This window comes from Streptomyces sp. NPDC012510 (assembly GCF_042955065.1).
GTDB lineage: Bacteria > Actinomycetota > Actinomycetes > Streptomycetales > Streptomycetaceae > Streptomyces.
The window spans coordinates 72,036-92,698 of sequence record NZ_JBIBEN010000007.1 but is presented as its reverse complement, the minus strand read 5'-3'; the positions used below and the strand labels follow the sequence as shown (position 1 = coordinate 92,698).

Genomic DNA, 20,663 nt, shown 5'->3' with positions numbered 1-20,663 from the left:
ACAACCGCGCCCCGGCGGGGACATGATCCACGGCATGCGTCCAGCCTGCCGCCCGCTCCGTACGACGCGTACCCCACGGCGGACGGCGGGCGGGCGCTGCTGTCGGTGCGGAACGACCGGGAGTGGCGGCGGCTGGCCCGACAGGTGCTGGGGCGGCCGGAGTTGATGGGCGACCCGGCGTTCGCGACGAACGCGGCGCTGCGCGGGTCGCCCGCCGGTGGGGGCGTACGGACGAACTGATCGCGCGGGCGCTGGGGGTGCTGCACGCCGACGAGGCGGTGGCGCGTCTGGAGGCGGCGGGGATCGCCTGTGCGCGGCTCAGGGACGTCACGGAGGTGGCGGGACATCCGCAGTCGGCGGCCCGGGACCGGTGGCGGGAAGTGGGTGCACCGGTGGGGCCGCTCAGGGCGTTACTGCCTCCCTCCCCCATTTCTCGACTTCGCTCGAACCAGGGGAACGCATCGCTGCCGGGCGGGGACGAGGCGCGGATGGGTGCGGTGCCCGCGCTCGGGGAGCACACCGAGTCGCTGCTGCGTGCCGTGGGGATGGCGGACGACGAGATCGCAGCGCTACGCCGGGACGGTGTGCTTGGCTGAGCGCGGGCCCTCGCGGGGAAAGCCCTTGGTGCGGTGGTGCTAGCGGCTGCCGAACAGCGAGCGGCGCAGCCTCTTCAGGGGGGCGAACAGCGAGACCCTGCCGAGGCGCGTGTCCTTGCGGCCGCTGCGCTCCTGCGGGGAGCGTGACGTTATCTCGCGCATCAGCGAGGTCGCCTCGGCCGCCTCACGCTGTGGCACGGCTGGGCCGCTCAGCACCGAGAGATGGCGGTCGAGGCGCGAACTGGTCGCGCTGCTCCCGCAGGTGATCGCAGGGACTCGCGCCCTGCGCACTGTTATCTGTTCCATGTCACTCCCCACCCGTACGAGTCCACCCGGCCCGGGCAGCGTAACCATATCGCCCCGTTGGAGCACTCGGGAATCACAGTCCTGGTATTCACCTACCCAGTAAGGGCGTTGTTGATTACTCTCCGAATCCGACCGAATCCAGGGCGAGTTGGACAATCGGCTGGCTGGTGGGCTGTGGTGACCCACCGTCGGGTTCGACGGTCACGGCGAGTGACGTCGCGTCGGTGCTCATTCCGCTCGTGACCAAGGGCGTGTCGCCGTCGAAGAGCCCCAGGGAGCGCGGTTGCACGTCAGGGCGCATGAGCCAGAGCTGGTGCACCTGACCGTCCGAGAGGTCCTCGAATCCGCTGAGGGTCACGATCGCGCTCCCCTCCTCGGCGGAAGCGATCACTCCGATTTGATGGCCCTCCGCGTCCCGGTCGCTGGTGGCGCGGGCGTCCGGCGCGGCGAGAACGTGGGCGATCTCACTCGCCTGTGCGCGCTCGGCGGCCAGTCGGTCCTGAGCCCGGTTCGCCTGGACGGCGAAGAGGGACGCCACGACGAGCGCGGCGGCCGCCGTGACGGTGGCCAGCGGGACGAACAAGGAGCGCATACGGGGCGCACGGGCGCGCGACTTCGGCGGCGGCGCGGTGCCCCACACATGCGGCGGCAGATGCTGCTGGGGGCGTGCCTGGGCCGGAGCGGCCTGCGGTGTGCTGCGTACGGCGGCGAGGACCCGGTCGCGCATCGCCGCCGGCGCCGGGGCGGCGGTCGACCAGGCGAGCCGGACCGCGTCCTCGGACAGGGCACGCACCTCGGCGGGACAGCGGTCGCAGCGCTCCAGATGTCTCTCGAAGCGACGCCGCTCGTCGGGGTCCAGGGCGTCGAGCGCGTAGGGAGCGGCGAGCGAGTGGAGGTCCTCGCGGCGGAACAGTCTCATGCCGCGCCTCCCCCGGGCCGGCCGATCAGGGCGCTCATGCGACTCCTCCCAGGCATTCGCGCAGCCGTGTGAGTCCGTCGCGCATACGGGTCTTGACCGTGCCGAGCGGCAGGGAGAGCCGCTCGGCCACTTCACGGTAGGTGTAGCCGTCGTAGTAGGCGAGGGTGACCGACTCGCGCTGGAGGGTGGTGAGCCGTTCCAGGCAGTGGCGCACCCACTGGCGTTCGAGTCCGGCCTCGACCTCCTCGGCGACCTGGTCGAACGCGGGGTGGTGGTTGCGCCGTCCCTCGCGCTGCTCGCGCTCGGTGGCGGCGCGGGCGCTGCGCACCCGGTCCACCGCGCGCCGGTGCGCGAGGGTGAGTATCCAGGACAGGGCGCTGCCGCGAGCGGGGTCGAACCGGCCCGCGGAGCGCCAGAGTTCGAGCAGCACCTCCTGAGCCACCTCCTCCGACTGCGCCGGGTCCCGCACGACCCGGCGGACCAGCCCGAAGACCGGGCCGGACACCAGTGCGTACAGCTCCTCGAACGCGCGTTGGTCGCCTCCGGCCACCCGGACCAGAAGCTTGTCCGCCTCCACTCGCCCTCCCTCGCCTCCGGCCGAGCGCGGCCATCCCCGCGCGTAAGGCATTCGCAACCGACCCACCTCCGGATGGGGTTACGGATCAGCCTGCCCAAAACGCGGGTCGCCGGTCGACCCATCCGAACATCGGATCAACGAATCGCGCTCTCCACTGAAACAACCTTTCAAACGCGCCGTAAGAACGTTTGGGATTCGACCAATCCACCCTGCCGACCGCACCGAATGGCGTTCGTCAGGCAAGTTGGGACAGAGGACGGACGGCATGACGACACCTACTTCCAGGAGCGGCGCGGGACGGCGGAGCATCGCGTCCCTCATCTGTGCTTCGCTGGCCGCCGGAGGACTCGCGGCCGCCGGCGTGACCGTGCTGGAGCCGGGGGCGGCCTCCGCCTCCAGCCACCGGGAGGCCCCGCTGATCTCCGGGGAGCCCCAGTTCGACAACACCGACGTGTACGCGTTCGTCAGCCCCGACAAGCCGGACACGACGACCGTCATCGCGAACTGGATCCCCTTCGAGGAGCCCGCGGGCGGACCGAACTTCTTCACCTTCTCCGAGGACGCGGAGTACGACATCCGCGTCGACCAGGACGGCGACGCCCAGGAAGACCTCATCTTCCGGTACACGTTCCGGACGAAGACGAAGAACGACAAGACCTTCCTGTACAACACGGGCGTCGTGGAGAGCCTCGACGACCCTGACCTGAACATCACGCAGACGTACGACATCGACCTCATCAAGCTGAAGAACCGCCGGGCGGTCTCCAGGACCAAGCTCGCGGACGACGTGTGGGTGGCGCCGTCGAACGTCGGCAAGGCGTCGATGCCGGACTTCAGGAAGCTGCGCGACGAGGCCGTGTACAAGACGGCGAGCGGGGTGACCACGTACGCCGGCCAGGCCGACGACCCCTTCTTCCTGGACCTTCGGGTCTTCGACCTGCTGTACGGCGGTGACCTCTCCGAAGTCGGGCGGGACACGCTCAAGGGCTACAACGTCAACTCGATCGCCCTTCAGGTCCCGAGCGACGCGCTCGTCCAGTCCAAGGACCAGCCGATCGTCGGCATCTGGTCGACGACCCAGCGCCAGGGCGCCGACGGCCAGTACCACCAGGTCTCGCGCCTGGGCATGCCGCTGGTGAACGAGGTCGTCAACCCGATCGCGGACAAGGACAAGTTCAACGCGTCCTCGCCGGCGGACGACGCCCAGTTCCTGAAGAACGTCACCGAGCCCGAGCTGCCGAAGCTCATCGAGGCGATCTACAAGATCCCGGCGCCGAAGACGCCGCGCAACGACCTCGTCGACGTCTTCCTGAAGGGCGTCGAGGGCCTCAACCAGCCGCCGCACGTGACCCCGTCGGAGCAGTTGCGCCTCAACACCTCCATCGAGCCCACCGCGAAGCCGAAGCGGCTCGGTGTGCTGGACGGCGACAACCAGGGCTTCCCGAACGGACGCCGGCTCACCGACGACGTGATCGACATCGCGCTGCAGGTCGTCGAGGGCGAACTGGTCGACGCCCCCAACGACCTGGGTGACGCGGTCGACAAGAACGACAAGAAGTTCGGCAAGTCCTTCCCGTACGTCGGTCTGCCGACGGCCGGTTCGCGCGGCAAGACCGTCAAGGGCAACACGACGAACAACGTGCGCAGCGCGCTCGGCGGCGGTGTCGAGGCGAGCGGCATGGACGACACCACGCTGATCGCGACCTCGGCCGGCGCCGGCGCGGCCGGTGTGCTGCTCATCGGCACGGGCCTGCTGTGGTGGCGCCGTCGCAACGACCGCGCGTACTACTAGTCCGCCCCGACCGGGCCCTCCCCCATCGGGCCCGGTCCACCGTGACCGGCGCGGCCCGCTCGTATCCATCCCCATGGTGCGGGCAGCGCCCCACGACCACGATCACCGCACTCGGCAAGGATGTTGAGGAGAGGGCATGCCCCCGCGTACGAACGAGAGCGCGTCGCAGGACGGGCGTCCGCGTCCCGGCGAGGGGGCTCCCGAGGACGACCGGCGCGACCTCGCCGGGTCCGGCCCCGGCTCCGGCCCCGCGTCCGACGCCGGGTCCGACGCCGGGTCCGGCCCCGAGCATGGCGACACCGCCGAGCACAGCTCCACCGCCGAGTACGGCTCCACCGACGACCCGGCATCCGACGCCGAGCCGGGCCCACAACACGGCCGCACCAGCGAGTCCGGCCCCGTGACCGGTCCGGCGCCTGACGCCGGGTGCGGTCCTGAGCGCGACGACATCACCGAACCCGGCACGCAGTCCGGCGTGTCTCTCCCCGGGCGGCCCGCCGAGCCCGATCGCCGGCCCGAACCCGAGCCGGCCCGGCGGCGGCTGCTGCGGCTGACCGCGTGCGCGGCCGCGCTTGCCGTCGCGTTCACCGGGTTCGCGGTGGCGCTGGGTGCCCGGGACGACGACCGTACGGTGTCCATGTCGACCTCGCCCGGTGTCCCGGCGGCGCAGCTCGCCGGTGGTGACCTCGACACGTCGGTCAAGGCGCTGCAGGCCCATCTCAGGGAACAGCCCAAGGACTTCGGCTCCTGGTCCACGCTGGGTCTCGCCTATGTCGAGCAGGCCCGCGTCAAGGGCGACCCCTCCCGCTACCCGCAGGCGGAGAAGGCCCTGGGGCGTTCGCTGGAGCTGCGACCCGACAACGACCCGGCGCTCGCGGGTCTCGCCGCCCTCGCCGCCGCTCGGCACGAGTTCGAGGACGCCCTGCGGTACGCCGACCGGGCGCTGAAGGAGAACCCGTACAGCGAACGGGCGTTGTGCAGCCGGATCGACGCCCTCGTCGAACTCGGCCGCTACGACGAGGCGCTCACGGCGGTACGACTCGCCGACACCCGCCGCCCCGGCATCCCCGTGTTCACCCGTTACGCCTACGTCCACGAACTGCGCGGCGACGTGAGGACCGCACGACGGGTGCTGGAGAAGGCGCTCGACTCGGCGGTGACCAGGGGCGACATCGCCTACGTGGCCACCCAGCTCGGTCAACTCGCGTGGAAGCAGGGCGACTACAGGGCCTCGCTCGACCTTTACGCCCGCGCCCTCGGCGCCGACGACACCTACCTTCCGGCGTTGGAGGGCCGCGCCCGCGCCCAGGCCGCCAGCGGTGACACCGCCGAGGCGATCCGCGGCCTTGAGCAGGTCGTGTCCGGCTACCCGCTGCCGGGACCGCTCGTGGTGCTCGGCGAGCTGTACGAGGCGAAGGGCGACAGGACCAAGGCGGGCGACCAGTACAGGCTGGTGGACGCCTACACGGCCATCGCCCGCTCCAACGGCGTCAACGCCGACCTGGACACCGCACTCGCCGCCGCCGACCACGGCGACAGGAAGGCCGCGCTCAAGGCCGCCGAGGCCGAGTGGAAACGCCGGGAGACGGTCCACACGGCGGACGCCCTCGCCTGGGCGCTGCATGTCAACGGCCGCGACGAGGAGGCCCTGCCGTACGCCCGCCGGGCCACCGCCACCGGATACGCGGACGCGACGTTCCTGTATCACCGGGGCATGGTCGAGTACGCGGCCGGCGACAAGCAGGACGCCCGGACCTCACTGAAGGCGGCGCTGGACCTCAACGCCGGCTTCTCACCGCTCGGCGCGGCCGAGGCCCGCACGACCCTGAAGGCCCTGGAGGCCGTCAAGTGACCCTGCCCCGGCGCATGTTCGCCTCCTGCACGGCGGTCTTCCTGGCCGCTTGCGCGCTTGTCCTCGTCCCCACCGGGAGTGCGAGCGCCCACCCGCTCGGCAACTTCACCGTCAACCGGTACGACGGTCTGGTCGCCGCCCCGGGACAGCTCAGGATCTTCCATGTCGAGGACCTGGCGGAGATCCCGGCGACCCAGGCCGCGCCCGCCGTCGAGCGGCAGGGGAAGGAGAACTGGGCCCGGGAGCGGTGTGAGAAGGCCACCGAGGGCAGTGAGGTCACGGTCGACGGACGTGCCGTCGAGGTGACGCTCAGGTCCAGCGGGGCCGAGGAGCGGCCGGGCCAGGCGGGGCTGAAGACGCTGCGCGTGGAGTGCCGGCTGACGGCCGCGCTGCCGGACCGGGCAGCCGACGTACGGTTCCACGCCGCCGTGGACTCCGGTCCCGGCTGGCGCGAGGTCACCGCCCAGGGCGACCGGATGACACTGACCGGGTCGGACGTGCCCGAGGAGTCGGTGTCGAAGCGACTCACCGACTACCCGGTGGAGTTGCTGCAGTCACCGGAGGACACGGCGACGGCCTCCCTCCAGGTGGAGCCCGGCGGCCCGGCGCTGTCCGAGCAGCGGAGCGACGCGCCCGGCGCCTCGATCCTGCCGCGCGGCGCGGACCGCTGGACCCGGGCGCTGGACGACCTGGTCTCCAGCCAGGACCTCACCCTCGGCTTCGGCGCCCTGGCCTTCGGGATCGCGATGTTCCTGGGCGCCCTGCACGCGCTGGGCCCCGGCCACGGCAAGACCCTGATGGCCGCTACGGCCGCCGCCCGCGACCGGGCCCGGATGCGTGACGTCCTGCCCATGGCCGCGTCCGTGACCGTCACCCACACCCTGGGCGTGGTAGCCCTCGGCCTCCTCGTCCTCGCCGGCTCCGCCGCGGCCCCGGCCGTGATCACCTGGCTCTCCATCGCCAGCGGCCTCTTCGTCCTGGCGGCGGGCGTGACACTCGCCCGCCGGGCATGGCTGAACCGCAAGCTGGCGCTGGGCCATGGGCACGAGCAGGGCCACACACACGGCCACGAGCACGGGCACGGGCACGGGCACGATCACGGCCACGAGCACGGCCATGACCACGGGCATCACCACGACCACAGTCAGGAGCACGGGCACTCCCACTCCCACGCCCATGGGCACGGGCACGGGCACGGACATGAGGGCGACCACTCCCCCACGCACGACCACGCACCCGAGCCCGACCGGGAGCTCGTACTCGCCCACGCCCAGGCCCCCACACACACCCACGCGCACGGCGAAGCCGACCCTCACGGCGAAGCCCACCCGCACAGCCACACCCCCGCCCCCCAGCACGACCCCGGTCGCGACCACAAGCACAGCCACAGCCACAGCCACAGCCACAGCCACGGCCACGACCACGACCACGACTCCCCCGCCGAAAAGCGCTCCCTCTTCGGCGGCGGCATCACCCACACCCACGGCGGCTTCACCCACACGCACCCCACCGCGCCCACCCTGCGAGGCACGATCCTGCTCGGTTTCGCGGGCGGGATGGTGCCGAGCCCCTCGGCCGTGGTCGTGCTGGTCGGCGCGGCGGCGCTGGGGAAGGCGTGGTTCGGGCTGCTGCTCGTGCTGGCGTACGGCATCGGGCTGGCGCTCACGCTGACGGCGGCCGGTTACGCCGTGGTCAAGGCGGGCGGCTGGGTGACGCGGATGCTGGACAAGGGCGAGGGCCGGCTCGGCGGGCCGACGGCAGCGCTGATGCGCAGGACCGTACCGCTGGCGTCGGCGTTGCTGGTCGTCGCCCTCGGGGCTGGTTTGGTGTTCAAGGGGGCGGCATCCGCGTTCCTCTGAGCTACTTTTGTGGAGAAAACGCACGGAGCGGAGATTGCACGTGGCTGCGAGGGACGGGGGAGGTCCGTGTCCGAAGAACCGGGCAGTGAACGTGTGATCGCGGGCCGCTACCGGCTGCTGACCCCGCTGGGCGAGGGCGGCATGGGAACCGTGTGGCGGGCCCGCGACGAGGTTCTGCACCGTGAGGTCGCGGTCAAGGAGGTGCGGGCGCCGGGCGGTATCCCGGTGTCCGACGTCGAGCGGATGTACGCCCGTCTGGAGCGGGAGGCGTGGGCGGCCGCCCGGGTCGCCAACCGCAACGTCGTCACGGTGTACGACGTGGCCGTGGAGGACGGCCGCCCCTGGATCGTGATGGAGCTGGTGCGCGGGCTCTCGCTCGCCGACCTCCTGGACGCCGAGGGCCCCCTCCCCCCGCAGCGCGCCGCCCACATCGGCGCCGAGGTCCTGGCCGCGCTGCGCGCCGCGCACGAGGCGGGGGTCCTGCACCGGGATGTGAAACCGGCCAACGTGCTCATGTCCAACGACGGCCGGGTCGTTCTCACCGACTTCGGTATCGCCATGGTCGAGGGCAGTTCCGCGCTGACGATGACCGGCGAGGTCATCGGCTCCCCCGAGTTCCTCGCCCCGGAGCGCGCGCTGGGGCGTACGCCGGGTCCCGAGTCGGACCTGTGGTCGCTCGGTGTGCTGCTGTACGCGGCGGTCGAGGGCAACTCCCCCTTCCGGCAGGACACTCCGCTGAGCACCCTGCGCGCGGTGGTCGACGAGGAACTGCCGCCGCCGCACCGCGCCGGCCCGCTCGCTGCGGTGATCGAGGGGTTGTTGCGCAAGGATCCGGCCGAGCGGATCTCCGCCGGGCATGCGGAACAGGATTTGCGGATCATCGCCGCCGGGGGCACCCCCTCCGGGGGCGGCACCCCGCGCTCCGACACGGTCGCGTCCGCCCCTTACCGCCCGACGGCCGCCGACTCCCCAAGTCCGGGCGCGCGCACGGCCCCCGGGGCCGGCACCCACCGGTTCGGGCCCCCGCAACCGGCCCCGGCCGCCACGACCCACCCGTCCGCGGTGCCCGCCGGACAACCGGACCGCAACCGTCGTGCCCTCGTCTTCCTCATCGCCGGTATCGCGGCGATCGCCTTCGCCGTCGCCGGACTCACCTACACGCTGCTCAACAGCGACGACGGCGGGAACGACGGGAACCCCACCAACGGCGAGGGCACCGTGGGCGGCACGAACGACCAGACGAGCGACGGGGGTACGGGCGAGGAGCCCGGCGGTGGCGAGACGACGAGCGAAGACGGCGAGACCCCCTCGAAGACCCCTGACGACGAGGGGACGACCAGCGAGCCGCCCGCCCGGTCCGTGAAGGTGACGGTCGAGGGCGCGAACACCGAGTACTCCGGTGCCTGTCCGCCGTCGGACGCCGAGGCGCCCACCTTCACGGCGACGTTCACCGTCGGCAGCCTGCCTGTGGAGGTCGACTACCGCTGGGTGGCGAAGAGCGGGGAGGTCGAGGACCCCGGCTGGAAGACGCTGTCGTTCGAGTCCGGTGGTGAGAAGACCCGGCAGGACCAGGTCGTCGTCTCGACGTCCGAGAGCTTCACGGACGAGATCAGCGTCGAGGTGCGGGGTCCGGTGTCCACCCGGTCCAACACCGTCGCGCTCTCGGTGACCTGCGAGGGGGAGGCCCCGACCACGGGCGGGACCTCCCCCTCCGACTCGGAGAACTCCGAGGAACAGAGCTATCAGGACGACGAGGCGGGAGCGCTCGACCGGGCGGCCGTCAGGCCGCGTTCCTGAACACCGGCAGATAGCCGCCCGACTGCCCCGCGGCCTTCGGGTGGTAGGACTCGCCGACGTTCAGCAGGTTGAGGCTGTGCAGCCACGCGCTGCCGGAGCACAGTTCGTGCCCGGTGAAGGCGGGGCGGACGTCGCCGAAGGTGAAGCCGTGGTCGGCGGCGCGCTTGGCGATGGCGGTGTTCAGGTAGTCCGCCGCGTTGTTGATGGCGGACCGCTTGGTCTGGGACAGGCCGGCGCAGGTGCCGCCCAGCTGGTAGAAGCGGGGGTAGCCGAGCACGACCACATGGGCGGCCGGTGCCTTCGCGCTGATCGCCGAGTAGACCTTGTCCAGTTGGCCGGGCAGCGTCGAGTCGACGTACGCCTTGGCCGTGTTGATGCGTGAGACGCAGGAACTGTCGGACTGCAGGACGCAGGTGGACATCACGTCGGCGAAGCCGGCGTCGTTGCCTCCGACCGTGATCGAGACCAGTCCGGTGTTCGGGCCCAGCGGCCCGAGTTGACTCGCCAGAACATCACCCGTTCGGGCGCCCGAGCAGGCCGTGAAGTCGAAGGACGAGGGAGCGTTGGCGGTCGCCCAGAGGTACGGGTAGGCCTTCGTGCTGCGCTTGCAGTCGCCGCTCGAGGAGAGGTAGCTCCCCGCGCCGACACCCGAGGAGTAGGAGTCGCCGAGCGCCACATAACCGGTGGCGGCGGCCTGTGGGGATGCCTGGGGGGACGCCTGCGCCGTCGTGGCCCCGGTGAGGGCGACGCCGACGGCGAGGAGGAGCGAGGACATGCATGCCGCAAATCGGGAACGTCTCATGGAACCTCCCTATAGCAGGATCTCTGCCTCAACCGTCGTAGCAACTACGCGTGTTGATTGGAAGTGTTCATGTCAATACTTTCCCGCTCGCAACAGAACGTACCCACCTCCTTCACCCCTCGTTTCATTACACCCATGTGACAGAAACATGACAACTACTCAACTCCCTTGAGCCACGCCCGTAGAGAACCCACTCTGCTTACAGCCGCGAGCGGAACGCGACGCTCCAGGCCGTGAGTGCGACCCCGCACGCACCCCCCACAGACGCGCGCCTCACCCGGGCACGCGCCGCCTATGAGGAGGACTCCCTCGTAATGGCACAACTGCGTATCAAGAACATGCGAGTCGCCGCCGTCACCACCATGGCGACCGCCGCCCTGCTCGGCGGCCTCACCACCCTGCCCGCCCAGGCCGCCCCGGCCGAGGGCAAGGTGCTCGCGGCCGGCTCCCCCACAGCGATCAAGGACAGCTACATCGTCACGCTCAAGAAGGGCGCGGGCCTCAAGACCGCGTCGAGCGCGGGCAAGGACCTGGTCGAGGAGTACGGCGGCACGGTGAAGCGGACCTTCAAGTCCGCGCTCAACGGCTACGCGGCCGAGCTCTCGGCGGCGGAGGCGAAGAGACTCGCCGCCGACCCCGAGATCGCCTCCGTCGAGCAGGACCAGGTCTTCACCGTGGACGCCACCCAGCCCAACGCCCCCTGGGGCCTGGACCGCTCCGACCAGGCGTCACTGCCGCTCTCCGGCACGTACACCTACCCGGACAGCGCGGGCAGCGGTGTGACGGCGTACGTCATCGACACCGGCGTGCGCATCTCGCACTCCCAGTTCGGCGGCCGGGCGGTCAACGGCTACGACGCCGTCTCCAACGACAACGTGGCACAGGACGGCAACGGCCACGGTACGCACGTGGCCTCCACGATCGCGGGCTCCACCTACGGCATCGCCAAGAAGGCGAAGATCGTGGCCGTCCGCGTGCTGAACAACGCCGGCTCGGGCACCACGGCCGGTGTCGTCGCGGGCATCGACTGGGTGACCGCCAACCACAGCGGCCCGTCGGTCGCCAACATGTCGCTCGGCGGCGGTGCCTCCACCGCCATCGACACGGCCGTCCGCAACTCCATATCCAGCGGTGTGACCTACGCCGTCGCGGCCGGCAACAGCAGCGCCAACGCCTCCTCGTACTCCCCGGCCCGGGTCACCGAGGCCATCACGGTCGGCGCGACCACCAGCACGGACGCCAGGGCGAGCTACTCCAACTACGGATCGGTTCTGGACATCTTCGCCCCGGGTTCGTCGGTCACGGCCGGCTGGCACACCAGCGACACCGCGACCAACACCATCTCGGGCACCTCGATGGCCACCCCGCACGTCGCGGGCGCGGCCGCCGTCTACCTGGCGGGCCACACCTCGGCCACCCCGGCCCAGGTCGCCACGGCCCTGACCTCCGGCGCCGTCACCGGCAAGGTCACCAGCCCCGGCACCGGTTCCCCGAACCGTCTGCTGCAGATCGTCCCGTAAACCCCACGAGGACGACCGCTCCGCTGTGAACGGAAGTTTCCCTGGAGGCGCGGTATGCCTCCAGGGATTCTTCGTGGGCGGGCACCGCTGTCTTCGCCGGTGCCACGCACAGCGGCTCACGGTCGCTCGTGGCACGTCTCGACGTATTGACTCCTCCGCGCCCGCTGAGCGACATTGAAGCCCGGCATCCGGCGCTTCAGGGGGCAAAGTCGCCAATGCAGACCATAGGTATCAAGCCATCTCTGTCCGGCAGTGGCGGTCCACTGCTGGCCGGCGTGGCCGTCGCCGTCGCGGGGGTCGGCGCGGTGCTCGCGTTCGCCGACTCGGATTCGGTGCTGCGCGGCCCGTTCACCCTGTTCTTCCTCCTTGTCGCGCCAGCAGCCGCCATCGGAGCCGTACTGCGCGGACTGGAGCCGTTCGGCCGGGTCGTGGCGTCCGTCGCGGGCGCGATCGCGGTGAACCTCCTCGTCGCCCAGGGCATGATCGCCACCCACTCGTGGTCGGTGACCGGTGGGATCACGGCCGTGACCGTGATCAGCTCGCTCGTCATCCTGCCGAGTCTGGTACGGCGCCTCGGCGCCCGTACGGAGAGAAGACGGACCTGAGACGTGGACATCAGTGTGTACCGCCCCGGCGAACTGACCGCCGCCGACCGGGCGGCCTGGACCGCTCTGCAGTCGAAGGCCCATCTGCACGGCGCGCCCGAGCTGGCGAACCCGTTCCTGTCCCCGGAGTTCGCCCTCGCGGTGGGCCGCTGCCGGCGCGGGGTGCGGATCGCGGTCGTACGGGAGGACGGTGAACCGGCGGCCTTCTTCCCGTACCAGAGATCCACCGTCGGGGTGGGCAGGGCCGTCGGCCTCGGCCTCTCCGACTGCCAGGGCGTGGTCCACCGCCCCGGCTTCACCTGGGACGCCCAGGAACTGCTGCGGGCCTGCGGGCTCGCGGTGTGGGAGTTCGACCATCTGGCGGAGGGGCAGACGCCGTTCGCGGCGCATGTGACCGGCACCTTCCCGTCCCCGGTGATGGACCTGGAGCAGGGCTACGAGGCCTACCTCGGCCAACTGCGGGCCGCCGGCTCGGGGAAGTTCATCCGGTCCACGTTCGCCAAGGAACGCCGGCTCGGCCGCGCGGTGAACGAGGTGCGCTACGTGCACGACGAGCGCGACCCCGGTGTCCTGCGCACGCTGATGGCCTGGAAGTCGGCGCAGTACCGCAGGACGGGTCGCGGCGACCGCTTCGCCCACCCGTGGATCATCCGGCTGGTGCACCAGCTCTTCCACACCCGCTCCGACTCCTTCGCCGGCCAGTTGTCGGTGCTCTACGCGGACGACAAGCCGATCGCGGCCCACTTCGGGCTGCGTTCCGAGCGGGTGCTGACGTGCTGGTTCCCGGCGTACGACCCGGCGTTCTCGAGGTTCTCGCCGGGGCTGCTCCTGCATCTGCACATGGCCGAGGAAGGCGCCGCCGACGGTATCGCCTACCTCGATCTGGGCCGGGGCCAGAAGCAGTACAAGAACTCCCTGAAGACACGGGAGATCTCCGTGTCGGAGGGGTGGGTCACCCGACGCCATCCGGTGGCGCTCGGGCACCGGGCTCGGCGAGCCCCGGTCCGGGCGCTGCGCAACACCGTTCTGGCGCGGCCGGAACTGTTCGAACCGGCCGACAGGCTCCTCAAGCGGATGGGAAGAATCCGGTCGGGAGGTCAGGTAACGGACACAACAACGAAAACGTGAGGCCTGGTACTAGGCCTTGCCATACGGGCTCAACCATCAATACCGTCTTACATCGTTGTACATCCACCCGCATCGGTCCGTCGGCGCACGCTCCAAGGGGAGGGCTCGAGGAGCGCGACGGTCCGGCGCGGGGCGCGGTAGGGGGGTGCCGTGCTCGGTGGCCGCACTGGTCGCCGAGTCGTGCCGCGCGACCGACTGCCGAGTCGGACAGTCGGCCGGCTTTTGCCAGCTCACCCGGCATGCACGGAGATCGATTTCGCGTGCCGTGAGTGAGAACCCCCCTTTCGAACCGGACCAAGGCCGGACCACCCGGGGGCGGGTGGTTCACCGGACGAGAGGGACCAGACTCATGAGCTCAGTTCTGCGCCCGGCGGTATCCGAATCCGAAGCTGAACCCGATACCAGGGGCGTCGAGACGTCGGCGCTCGCCAAGTACCGGCCGATCTCCAACCACCTGGCCATCGCGCCACCGGTGAGTGTGGTGATCCCCGCCATGAACGAGGCGGAGAACCTTCCGTACGTCTTCAAGACGCTGCCCGGCTGGATCCACGAAGTGGTCCTGGTCGACGGCAACTCCACCGACAACACCGTCGAGGTGGCCCGCGAGCTGTGGCCGGACGTCAAGGTCGTCCCGCAGCAGGGCAAGGGCAAGGGGGACGCCCTCATCACCGGCTTCGAGGCGTGCACCGGCGACATCATCGTGATGGTCGACGCGGACGGCTCGGCCGACGGCCACGAGATCGTGTCGTACGTCTCCGCCCTCGTCTCGGGCGCGGACTTCGCCAAGGGCTCCCGCTTCGCCAACGGCGGCGGCACCGACGACATGACCCTGATCCGCAAGCTCGGCAACTGGGCGCTGTGCACCACCGTCAACCGCAAGTTCGGCGCCCGCTACACCGACCTGTGCTACGGCTACAACGCGTTCTGGCGGCACTGTCTGGACAAGATCGACCTCGACTGCACCGGCTTCGAGGTGGAGACCCTGATGAACATACGGGTCGTCAAGGCGGGCCTGAAGGTGCAGGAGATCCCCAGCCACGAGTATCTGCGCATCCACGGGGCGAGCAATCTGCGGGCCGTGCGCGACGGGCTGCGCGTGCTCAGGGTGATCCTGCGGGAGCGCTCCAACCGGCGCGCCCTGCGCCGCCGTTCGCACGCCACGATGCTCACCGCCGGTCGGGGAGAGGTGTCTTGAACGAGCCGACCGTCTCGGTCGTGATCTGTGTGTACACCGAGGACCGCTGGGAGGACATCCTCGCGGCGGTCTCCTCGGTGCGCGCCCAGTCACGGCCGGCCCTGGAGACGCTCCTGGTGGTGGACCACAACCAGGTCCTCCTTGAGCGTCTGACCAAGGAGTACAAGGAACACCAGGAGAGCGGTGACATCCGGGTGCTCGCCAACGCGGGCCCCCGCGGGCTGTCCGCGGGCCGCAACACGGGCATCGCCGCCTCCTACGGGGAGATCATCGCCTTCCTCGACGACGACGCCGTCGCCGAGCGCGACTGGCTGCGTTACTTCGTCGAGGGGTACGCCGATCCCCGGGTCATGGCCGTCGGCGGCCGTACGGTGCCCATCTGGGCGTCCGGCCGCCGTCCGGCCTGGTTCCCGCAGGAGTTCGACTGGGTGGTGGGCTGCGCCTACAAGGGGCTGCCCGGCGGTGTCGCCGAGGTCCGCAACGTCCTCGGCGGCAACGCCTCGTTCCGCCGCACCGCCTTCGACGCGGCCGGGGGCTTCGCCACGGGCATCGGCCGCGACGGGGACAAGCGCCCGCTGGGCTGCGAGGAGACGGAGCTGTGCATCCGTCTCTCCCGGGCACGGCCGGACGCGGTCCTGCTGCTCGACGACCGTGCCGTGATCCACCACCGGGTGCCCGGCGCGCGGGAGCGCTTCGGGTACTTCCGCACGCGCACCTACGCCGAGGGCCTGTCGAAGGCGCTGGTGGCGCGGAGCGTCGGCGCCGGCAAGGGGCTGGAGTCGGAGCGCCGGTACACCACACGGGTGCTGCCCGCAGGGGTGGCGCGCGGCCTGCGGGACGCGCTGCTCGGCCGTGCGGGGGGCGCGGGACGCGCGGGCGCGATCGTCGCGGGGGTGGCGGCGGCGGCCGGGGGGTACGTTGTCGGGAGCGTCCGGGCCCGCAGGGGTGAGGTCACGTTCTCCGTCGGCGGAATCCCGGGCGGCACGGCCGGCGAGGGGAGCGAGGGGGGCTCGTCATGACGGAATCAGCGACAGCGGCGGCGGCCGTGCCGATCCTGATGTACCACGCGGTGTCCACCGCGCCGAACGACGCCACGAGGGACCTGTCGGTGACCCCGGAGGCCTTCGCGGAACAGATGGCGCTCATCGACGACCTGGGCCTCACCCCCGTCGACACGGCGGATCTGGCGGCCGGTTGGCGCCTGGGGCGCCCGCTCCCCACCCGGCCCGTCCTGGTCACCTTCGACGACGGCTACGAGGGCGTGCACCGCCACGCCCTGCCCGTCCTCGTCAAGCACGGCTTCCCGGCCTCGCTGTTCGTCACCACGGCCTGGATCAAGGGCCCGTACGACGACGGCGGCGCCCTCGACGCCATGCTCGACTGGGACCAGGTACGCGAACTCGGCGGCCAGGGCGTCGAGATCGGCGGCCACAGCCACACCCACCCGCAGCTCGACATGCTCGACGACGACCGGCTCCGGTTCGAGCTGCGGCGCTGCCGGGAGATCGTCGCCGACGAACTGGGCACCCGGCCCGCCTCGTTCGCCTACCCGTACGGCTACTCCAGCCGCCGGGTGCGCGTCGCGGTGCGGGAGACGGGGTTCGGCCAGGCGCTCGCGGTCGGCAACGCGCTCGCCCGGCGCGCGCAGGGCCCGTACGCGCTGCGACGGGTGACCGTGCGGCGCTCCACGGGAATCGCGGAGTTCGAGCGGCTCGTCGAGGGCCGTGCGATCGCCCGCGACTTCGCCCGGGACCGTGCCCTGACCAAGGGGTACGCCATGGTCCGAAGAGCACGACAGGTCCGGAAGGCCATCCGTTCCCGTGTCTGACACGACGACCACCACGGCCGGGCAGGCCGAGACCGGTACGACCGAGGAGACCGAGCGGAAGTCCGGTGCCGGCCGCAGGCTGCGGTTGCCCGGCCTGGGCAAGGGGGCGGGGGGCGACCAGCTGTTCCGCAACGCCTATGCCCTGATGCTGAACACCGGTATCTCGGCCGTGCTGGGCCTCGGCTTCTGGCTGGCCGCCGCCCGCTACTACACCGAGGCTTCGGTCGGTCAGGGCTCCGCCGCGATCGCCGCGATGAAGCTCCTGGCCGGGCTCACCGCGCTGACGCTGACCGGCGCCCTGGCCCGGTTCATCCCGGTCGCGGGGCGCGGCACCGGACGGCTGATCTTCCGTACGTACGCGGGCAGTGCGGTGGTCGTGGCGCTCGCGGCGGGCGTGTTCCTGCTGACGCTGGGCCTGTGGGGGTCGTCGTACCGCTTCCTGCACGACCCGGTGAACGCCGTGTTCTTCGTGCTCGCGGTGGTCGCCTGGTCCACGCTGACGCTCCAGGACGGGGTGCTCACCGGGCTGCGCAGCGCGGTGTGGGTGCCCGTGGGCAACACCGTGTTCTCGGCGGTGAAGCTGGTGCTGCTGGTGGGGTTCGCCGCCGCGATCCCGACCATGGGTGTGTTCGTGTCCTGGGTCGCGGCGATCGCGATGTCGGTGCTGCCGCTGGGCTGGCTGGTGTTCCGGCGGCTGATCCCGAAGCATGTGCAGGCCACCGAGGACCACGCGCGTCCGCCGTCGTGGAGGGAGATCGGCCGCTTCCTCGCGGGCGACTACACCGGCTCGCTGTTCTCTCTCGCGGTGGTCTACCTGGTGCCGGTGATCGTCGCCGCCCAGGTGAGCTCCGCCGACAACGCGTACTTCTACATCACCACCACCATCGGCGGCACGGTCAATCTGCTCGCCATCAACATGGGCGCCTCGCTGACCGTCGAGGGTGCCCACGACCCGGCCCGCCTCGCCTCCAACACCCGGGCGGCGCTGAAGCGGATGGCCCGGATCATGCTGCCGGTGTGCGGCGTGCTGTTCTTCGGGGCGCCGTGGATCCTGGCGGTCTTCGGGCAGGGCTACGCGGACGCGGCGACGCCGCTGCTGCGCTGGTTCGCGGTGGGCGCCGTGCTGCGGGTCGTGATGGAGACGTACTTCGCGGTACTGCGCGCCCAGAGCCGTACGGCCGGACTGGCCTGGCTGCAGGGCCTGCTGTGCGCCCTGGTCCTCGGCCTGACCCTGCTCCTGCTCCCCCGCATGGGCCTGACCGGCGCGGGCGTCGCCGAGATCTCCAGCCTCGCGGTGATCGTGCTGATCGCCGCGCCCAGGCTGTTCCGGATCCTGCGTACCGCCGGGCCCGCCGAGGTGCCCCCGGGCGCGGCGCCGGACGGTGACCTCGCCGACCTGGGCCGGGTGGCCTCCGCCGCCAGGAGGCAGAGCGGCGCCTGGTCCCGGCGGCTCGACTCCGACACTCTCGCGCTCGGCGTCCAGGTCGACTTGGACCATCTGGAGCGCCGCCCTGACGTACGGCCCGGCCCCGGCACCCCGCCCGCCGGAACCGCGTCCGTGCGCGAGGACCACCGGCCGGCCTGGGCCCAGGACCGGCCGACCCGCCGGCTCGGGATGCCACCGGCGTTCGGGCTGCCCGTGACAGAGCGTGGGCCCGTCTCGGAGTCCTCCCCGGGACCGGCGGGGGCCCCGGAGGCGGACGCCCCGTTCGAGGAGGCCGAGCAGGCGCTGCGCGAGGTCGCCCCCGTACGTGAACCGGAGGTCGCGCGCCCTGCCGTACCCGAGCGGCCGAGGCCGCCCGCGCGGGAGGCATCGTCCGTGCCCCCGCGACAACGGTTGTCGCACCCCGCGATCACCGCTGCGGCCCTGGGCTTCCTGCTGCTCTGCGCGCTCGGGCTCTACTGGCTGCCCGCTCTCGCGCTGGACGACTCGGACCTGGACCGCATGGGCGGGCTCGGCCTGGTCTCCGTGCTGCCCACGCCGACACTCGTCGGGGCGGCGCTGCTGGCCACGGTGTTCGCCTCGCTGCTGTGGCCGGCCCGGGAGCACCGGGTCCTGCTGCTGATCACGCTGCTGGCCACCGTGTTCTCCCTGCACGCGCTGCCCGCCGTGATCGAGACGGAACCCCGGTTCGCGACGGCCTGGCAGCACCTGGGCTTCATCGACTACATCGACCGCACCGGCTCGGCCGTACCCGACCTGGACGCCCGCTGGAGCTGGCCGGGCTTCTTCGCGGCGGCCGCGTTCGTCGCCCGGGCCTGTGGGATCACGGACTTCACCGAGATCATCCGCTGGTGGCCGACGGCCGTCCAACTCCTCTATCTGCCCCCGCTGTTCCTCCTCACCCGCCATATGCGGGCGGGCTGGCGCGCCAAGTGGACCGGCATCTGGATCTTCGTCCTCGGCGGCTGGGTGGGCCAGGACTACTTCTCCCCGCAGGGCTTCACCTACCTCCTCTATCTGGCCTTCGTCGCGATCCTCCTCGTCTGGTTCCGCGCCCCGCACATGCTGTGGGGCGGGGTGCGCCCGGGCGAGGCCGAGGTGGAACCCACCGACCGCCGGCAGCGAGCCGTTCTGCTCATGGTCCTGATCGCGCTGTTCGCGGCGACGGTCCCGGCCCACCAGCTCACCCCGTTCGTGATGCTGGGCGTCCTCGCGGCCCTCGTCGTGGTCGGTCGCTGCGAACTGCGCGGCCTGCCGATCCTGTTCGCCGTGATGGTCGCCGTCTGGGTGGGCTTCCTCGCCGAGCCGTACTGGTCCGGTCACTTCGACGAACTCTTCGGCGGCGTCGGCGGCGTCGGCGGAAATGTCACCTCCTCCGTCTCCGGCCGTATCGGCGAAGGCAGTTCGACCCACAAACTCGTCCTCTACGCGCGCGTGGCCCTCGCCGGCCTGGTCATGCTCCTGGCCTGCTACGGCTTCTGGCGCCGCCGCCGGAACAAGTACCGTGAGCGCTCCCTGCTCGTCCTGACCTTCGTGCCGTTCCTGGGCTTCGGCATGCAGTCGTACGGCGGTGAGATGGCCCTGCGGGTCTTCATGTTCGCCCTGCCAGGCGCCGCGCTGCTGGCCGGCCTCGCCCTCTTCCCGCGCACCGGCGCCACCGCCGAGGAACGCGACAAGGACCGCAGGAGCCTCGCCCCGCTGGCCGCCCTGTTGGCCGGCCTCGTCCTGATCGGCGGCTTCCTGGTCGCCCGCTGGGGCAACGAGCCCTTCGAGCGGGTCCGTCCGGGCGAGGTCGCCGCCATGGAGTACGTCTACGCCCACGACGAGCCGACCGTACGGCTGCTCTGGTTCAGCGACGACCCGGTGAACAACGTGACGCCTGCGATGCCGTGGGGCGCCCGGGACATGGAGAAGGTCGAGTACGTGCCGACGCTCGCCCCGAGCGACCCGGTCCTGGTGTCCGGCGTGGTCAAGGCGCTGAAGGACGCTGGAGCCAACTCCTACCTGATCGTCAACCGCAGCCAGGTCACCAACCTCCAGATGAACGCGGGCTACCCCGGGAACTGGGAGCCGAGGCTCATCCGGAACCTCGACGGGCGCCCGGAACTGAAGCGGGTCTTCGCCAACGCCGACGCCACGGTCTTCGCCCTCCGCGAGCAGACCGGGAAGGCCCCCGCCCCCGACCCCGGCCCCATCGGTCCCCAGGTCACCTGGACGCCCTGGTCGGTGGTGGGCGGCCTCGCCGCGATCGTCCTGGTCCTCCTGCTGAGCGTCCGCGAGGTGGTCCGCGTGGCCGTCCGCCCGAGCATCCGTCAACTGCGGTGGCTCCAGAGCAGCTTCTGGTTCAGCCTGCCGCTCCTGGCACTTCTGCTGGCGTCACTGGTGCAGAGGTTCCTGACGATGGGCGCGTCATGAGGTGGCGCGGCCCTCTTCACGTGCCTCG

15 protein-coding genes and 1 pseudogene are annotated in these 20,663 nt (G+C 71.3%); 12 read left to right on the top strand and 4 right to left on the bottom strand.

Annotated features, from left to right (window positions below; translation table 11 throughout):
* Positions 1–54: 54 nt before the first annotated feature.
* Positions 55–596 (top strand): annotated as a pseudogene (locus ACFY9I_RS15240) (CoA transferase); the annotation flags it as partial.
* Between the two features lie 39 nt (positions 597–635).
* Here the strand turns inward: ACFY9I_RS15240 and ACFY9I_RS15235 are convergent.
* The 3 genes from ACFY9I_RS15235 to ACFY9I_RS15225 all read right to left on the bottom strand — a co-directional run bounded on the left by ACFY9I_RS15235 (position 636) and on the right by ACFY9I_RS15225 (position 2,398).
* On the bottom strand, positions 636–902 hold the full coding sequence (locus ACFY9I_RS15235; RefSeq protein ID WP_391001655.1) for a hypothetical protein: 267 nt from the start codon (positions 900–902) through the stop codon (positions 636–638).
* A gap of 115 nt (positions 903–1,017) precedes the next feature.
* Positions 1,018–1,821, bottom strand: coding sequence for an anti-sigma factor domain-containing protein (locus ACFY9I_RS15230; RefSeq protein WP_391001653.1), 804 nt, complete (start codon positions 1,819–1,821; stop codon positions 1,018–1,020).
* 34 nt (positions 1,822–1,855) lie between these two features.
* The gene (locus tag ACFY9I_RS15225; protein ID WP_391001651.1) at positions 1,856–2,398 is read right to left on the bottom strand and encodes an ECF RNA polymerase sigma factor SigK; all 543 of its coding nucleotides are present in this window, start codon (positions 2,396–2,398) and stop codon (positions 1,856–1,858) included.
* A gap of 265 nt (positions 2,399–2,663) precedes the next feature.
* Between ACFY9I_RS15225 and ACFY9I_RS15220 the strand changes: the two genes are divergently transcribed.
* From ACFY9I_RS15220 to ACFY9I_RS15205, 4 genes are all read left to right on the top strand, one after another.
* Entirely contained in the window at positions 2,664–4,190 is a 1,527-nt protein-coding gene (locus ACFY9I_RS15220) for a DUF4331 family protein (RefSeq protein WP_391001649.1), read from the top strand.
* A gap of 136 nt (positions 4,191–4,326) precedes the next feature.
* On the top strand, positions 4,327–6,042 hold the full coding sequence (locus ACFY9I_RS15215; RefSeq protein WP_391001647.1) for a tetratricopeptide repeat protein: 1,716 nt from the start codon (positions 4,327–4,329) through the stop codon (positions 6,040–6,042).
* A 14-nt stretch (positions 6,043–6,056) separates the two neighbouring features.
* The gene (locus ACFY9I_RS15210) at positions 6,057–7,901 is read left to right on the top strand and encodes a nickel transporter (protein WP_391002109.1); all 1,845 of its coding nucleotides are present in this window, start codon (positions 6,057–6,059) and stop codon (positions 7,899–7,901) included.
* A gap of 66 nt (positions 7,902–7,967) precedes the next feature.
* Positions 7,968–9,698, top strand: coding sequence for a protein kinase (locus ACFY9I_RS15205; protein ID WP_391001645.1), 1,731 nt, complete (start codon positions 7,968–7,970; stop codon positions 9,696–9,698).
* Here ACFY9I_RS15205 and ACFY9I_RS15200 read toward each other — a convergent pair.
* Entirely contained in the window at positions 9,682–10,500 is an 819-nt protein-coding gene (locus ACFY9I_RS15200) for a GDSL-type esterase/lipase family protein (RefSeq protein WP_391001643.1), read from the bottom strand. The genes ACFY9I_RS15205 and ACFY9I_RS15200 overlap by 17 nt on opposite strands.
* 314 nt (positions 10,501–10,814) lie before the next feature.
* Between ACFY9I_RS15200 and ACFY9I_RS15195 the strand changes: the two genes are divergently transcribed.
* From ACFY9I_RS15195 to ACFY9I_RS15165, 7 genes are all read left to right on the top strand, one after another.
* Complete coding sequence (locus ACFY9I_RS15195; protein WP_391001641.1) at positions 10,815–12,020, top strand: S8 family serine peptidase; 1,206 nt, start codon at positions 10,815–10,817, stop codon at positions 12,018–12,020.
* A gap of 215 nt (positions 12,021–12,235) precedes the next feature.
* Complete coding sequence (locus ACFY9I_RS15190) at positions 12,236–12,625, top strand: hypothetical protein (protein ID WP_391001639.1); 390 nt, start codon at positions 12,236–12,238, stop codon at positions 12,623–12,625.
* 3 nt (positions 12,626–12,628) lie between these two features.
* Positions 12,629–13,753 carry a GNAT family N-acetyltransferase gene (locus tag ACFY9I_RS15185; protein WP_391001637.1) on the top strand — a complete coding sequence of 375 codons (1,125 nt, stop codon included), beginning with the start codon at positions 12,629–12,631 and terminating at the stop codon, positions 13,751–13,753.
* Positions 13,754–14,102: 349 nt separating this feature from the next.
* A complete protein-coding gene (locus tag ACFY9I_RS15180) occupies positions 14,103–14,948 on the top strand; it encodes a glycosyltransferase (RefSeq protein ID WP_391001635.1) in 846 nt (281 codons plus the stop codon).
* Positions 14,945–15,967, top strand: coding sequence for a glycosyltransferase (locus ACFY9I_RS15175; protein WP_391001633.1), 1,023 nt, complete (start codon positions 14,945–14,947; stop codon positions 15,965–15,967). Before ACFY9I_RS15180 ends, ACFY9I_RS15175 begins: the two co-directional genes overlap by 4 nt.
* Positions 15,964–16,776 (top strand): polysaccharide deacetylase family protein, encoded by an 813-nt coding sequence (locus ACFY9I_RS15170; RefSeq protein WP_391001631.1) that lies wholly within the window; start codon positions 15,964–15,966, stop codon positions 16,774–16,776. The genes ACFY9I_RS15175 and ACFY9I_RS15170 overlap by 4 nt, the downstream gene beginning before the upstream one ends.
* Positions 16,769–20,635 carry a lipopolysaccharide biosynthesis protein gene (locus ACFY9I_RS15165; RefSeq protein WP_391001629.1) on the top strand — a complete coding sequence of 1,289 codons (3,867 nt, stop codon included), beginning with the start codon at positions 16,769–16,771 and terminating at the stop codon, positions 20,633–20,635. The genes ACFY9I_RS15170 and ACFY9I_RS15165 overlap by 8 nt, the downstream gene beginning before the upstream one ends.
* The last annotated feature ends 28 nt before the right edge of the window (positions 20,636–20,663 follow it).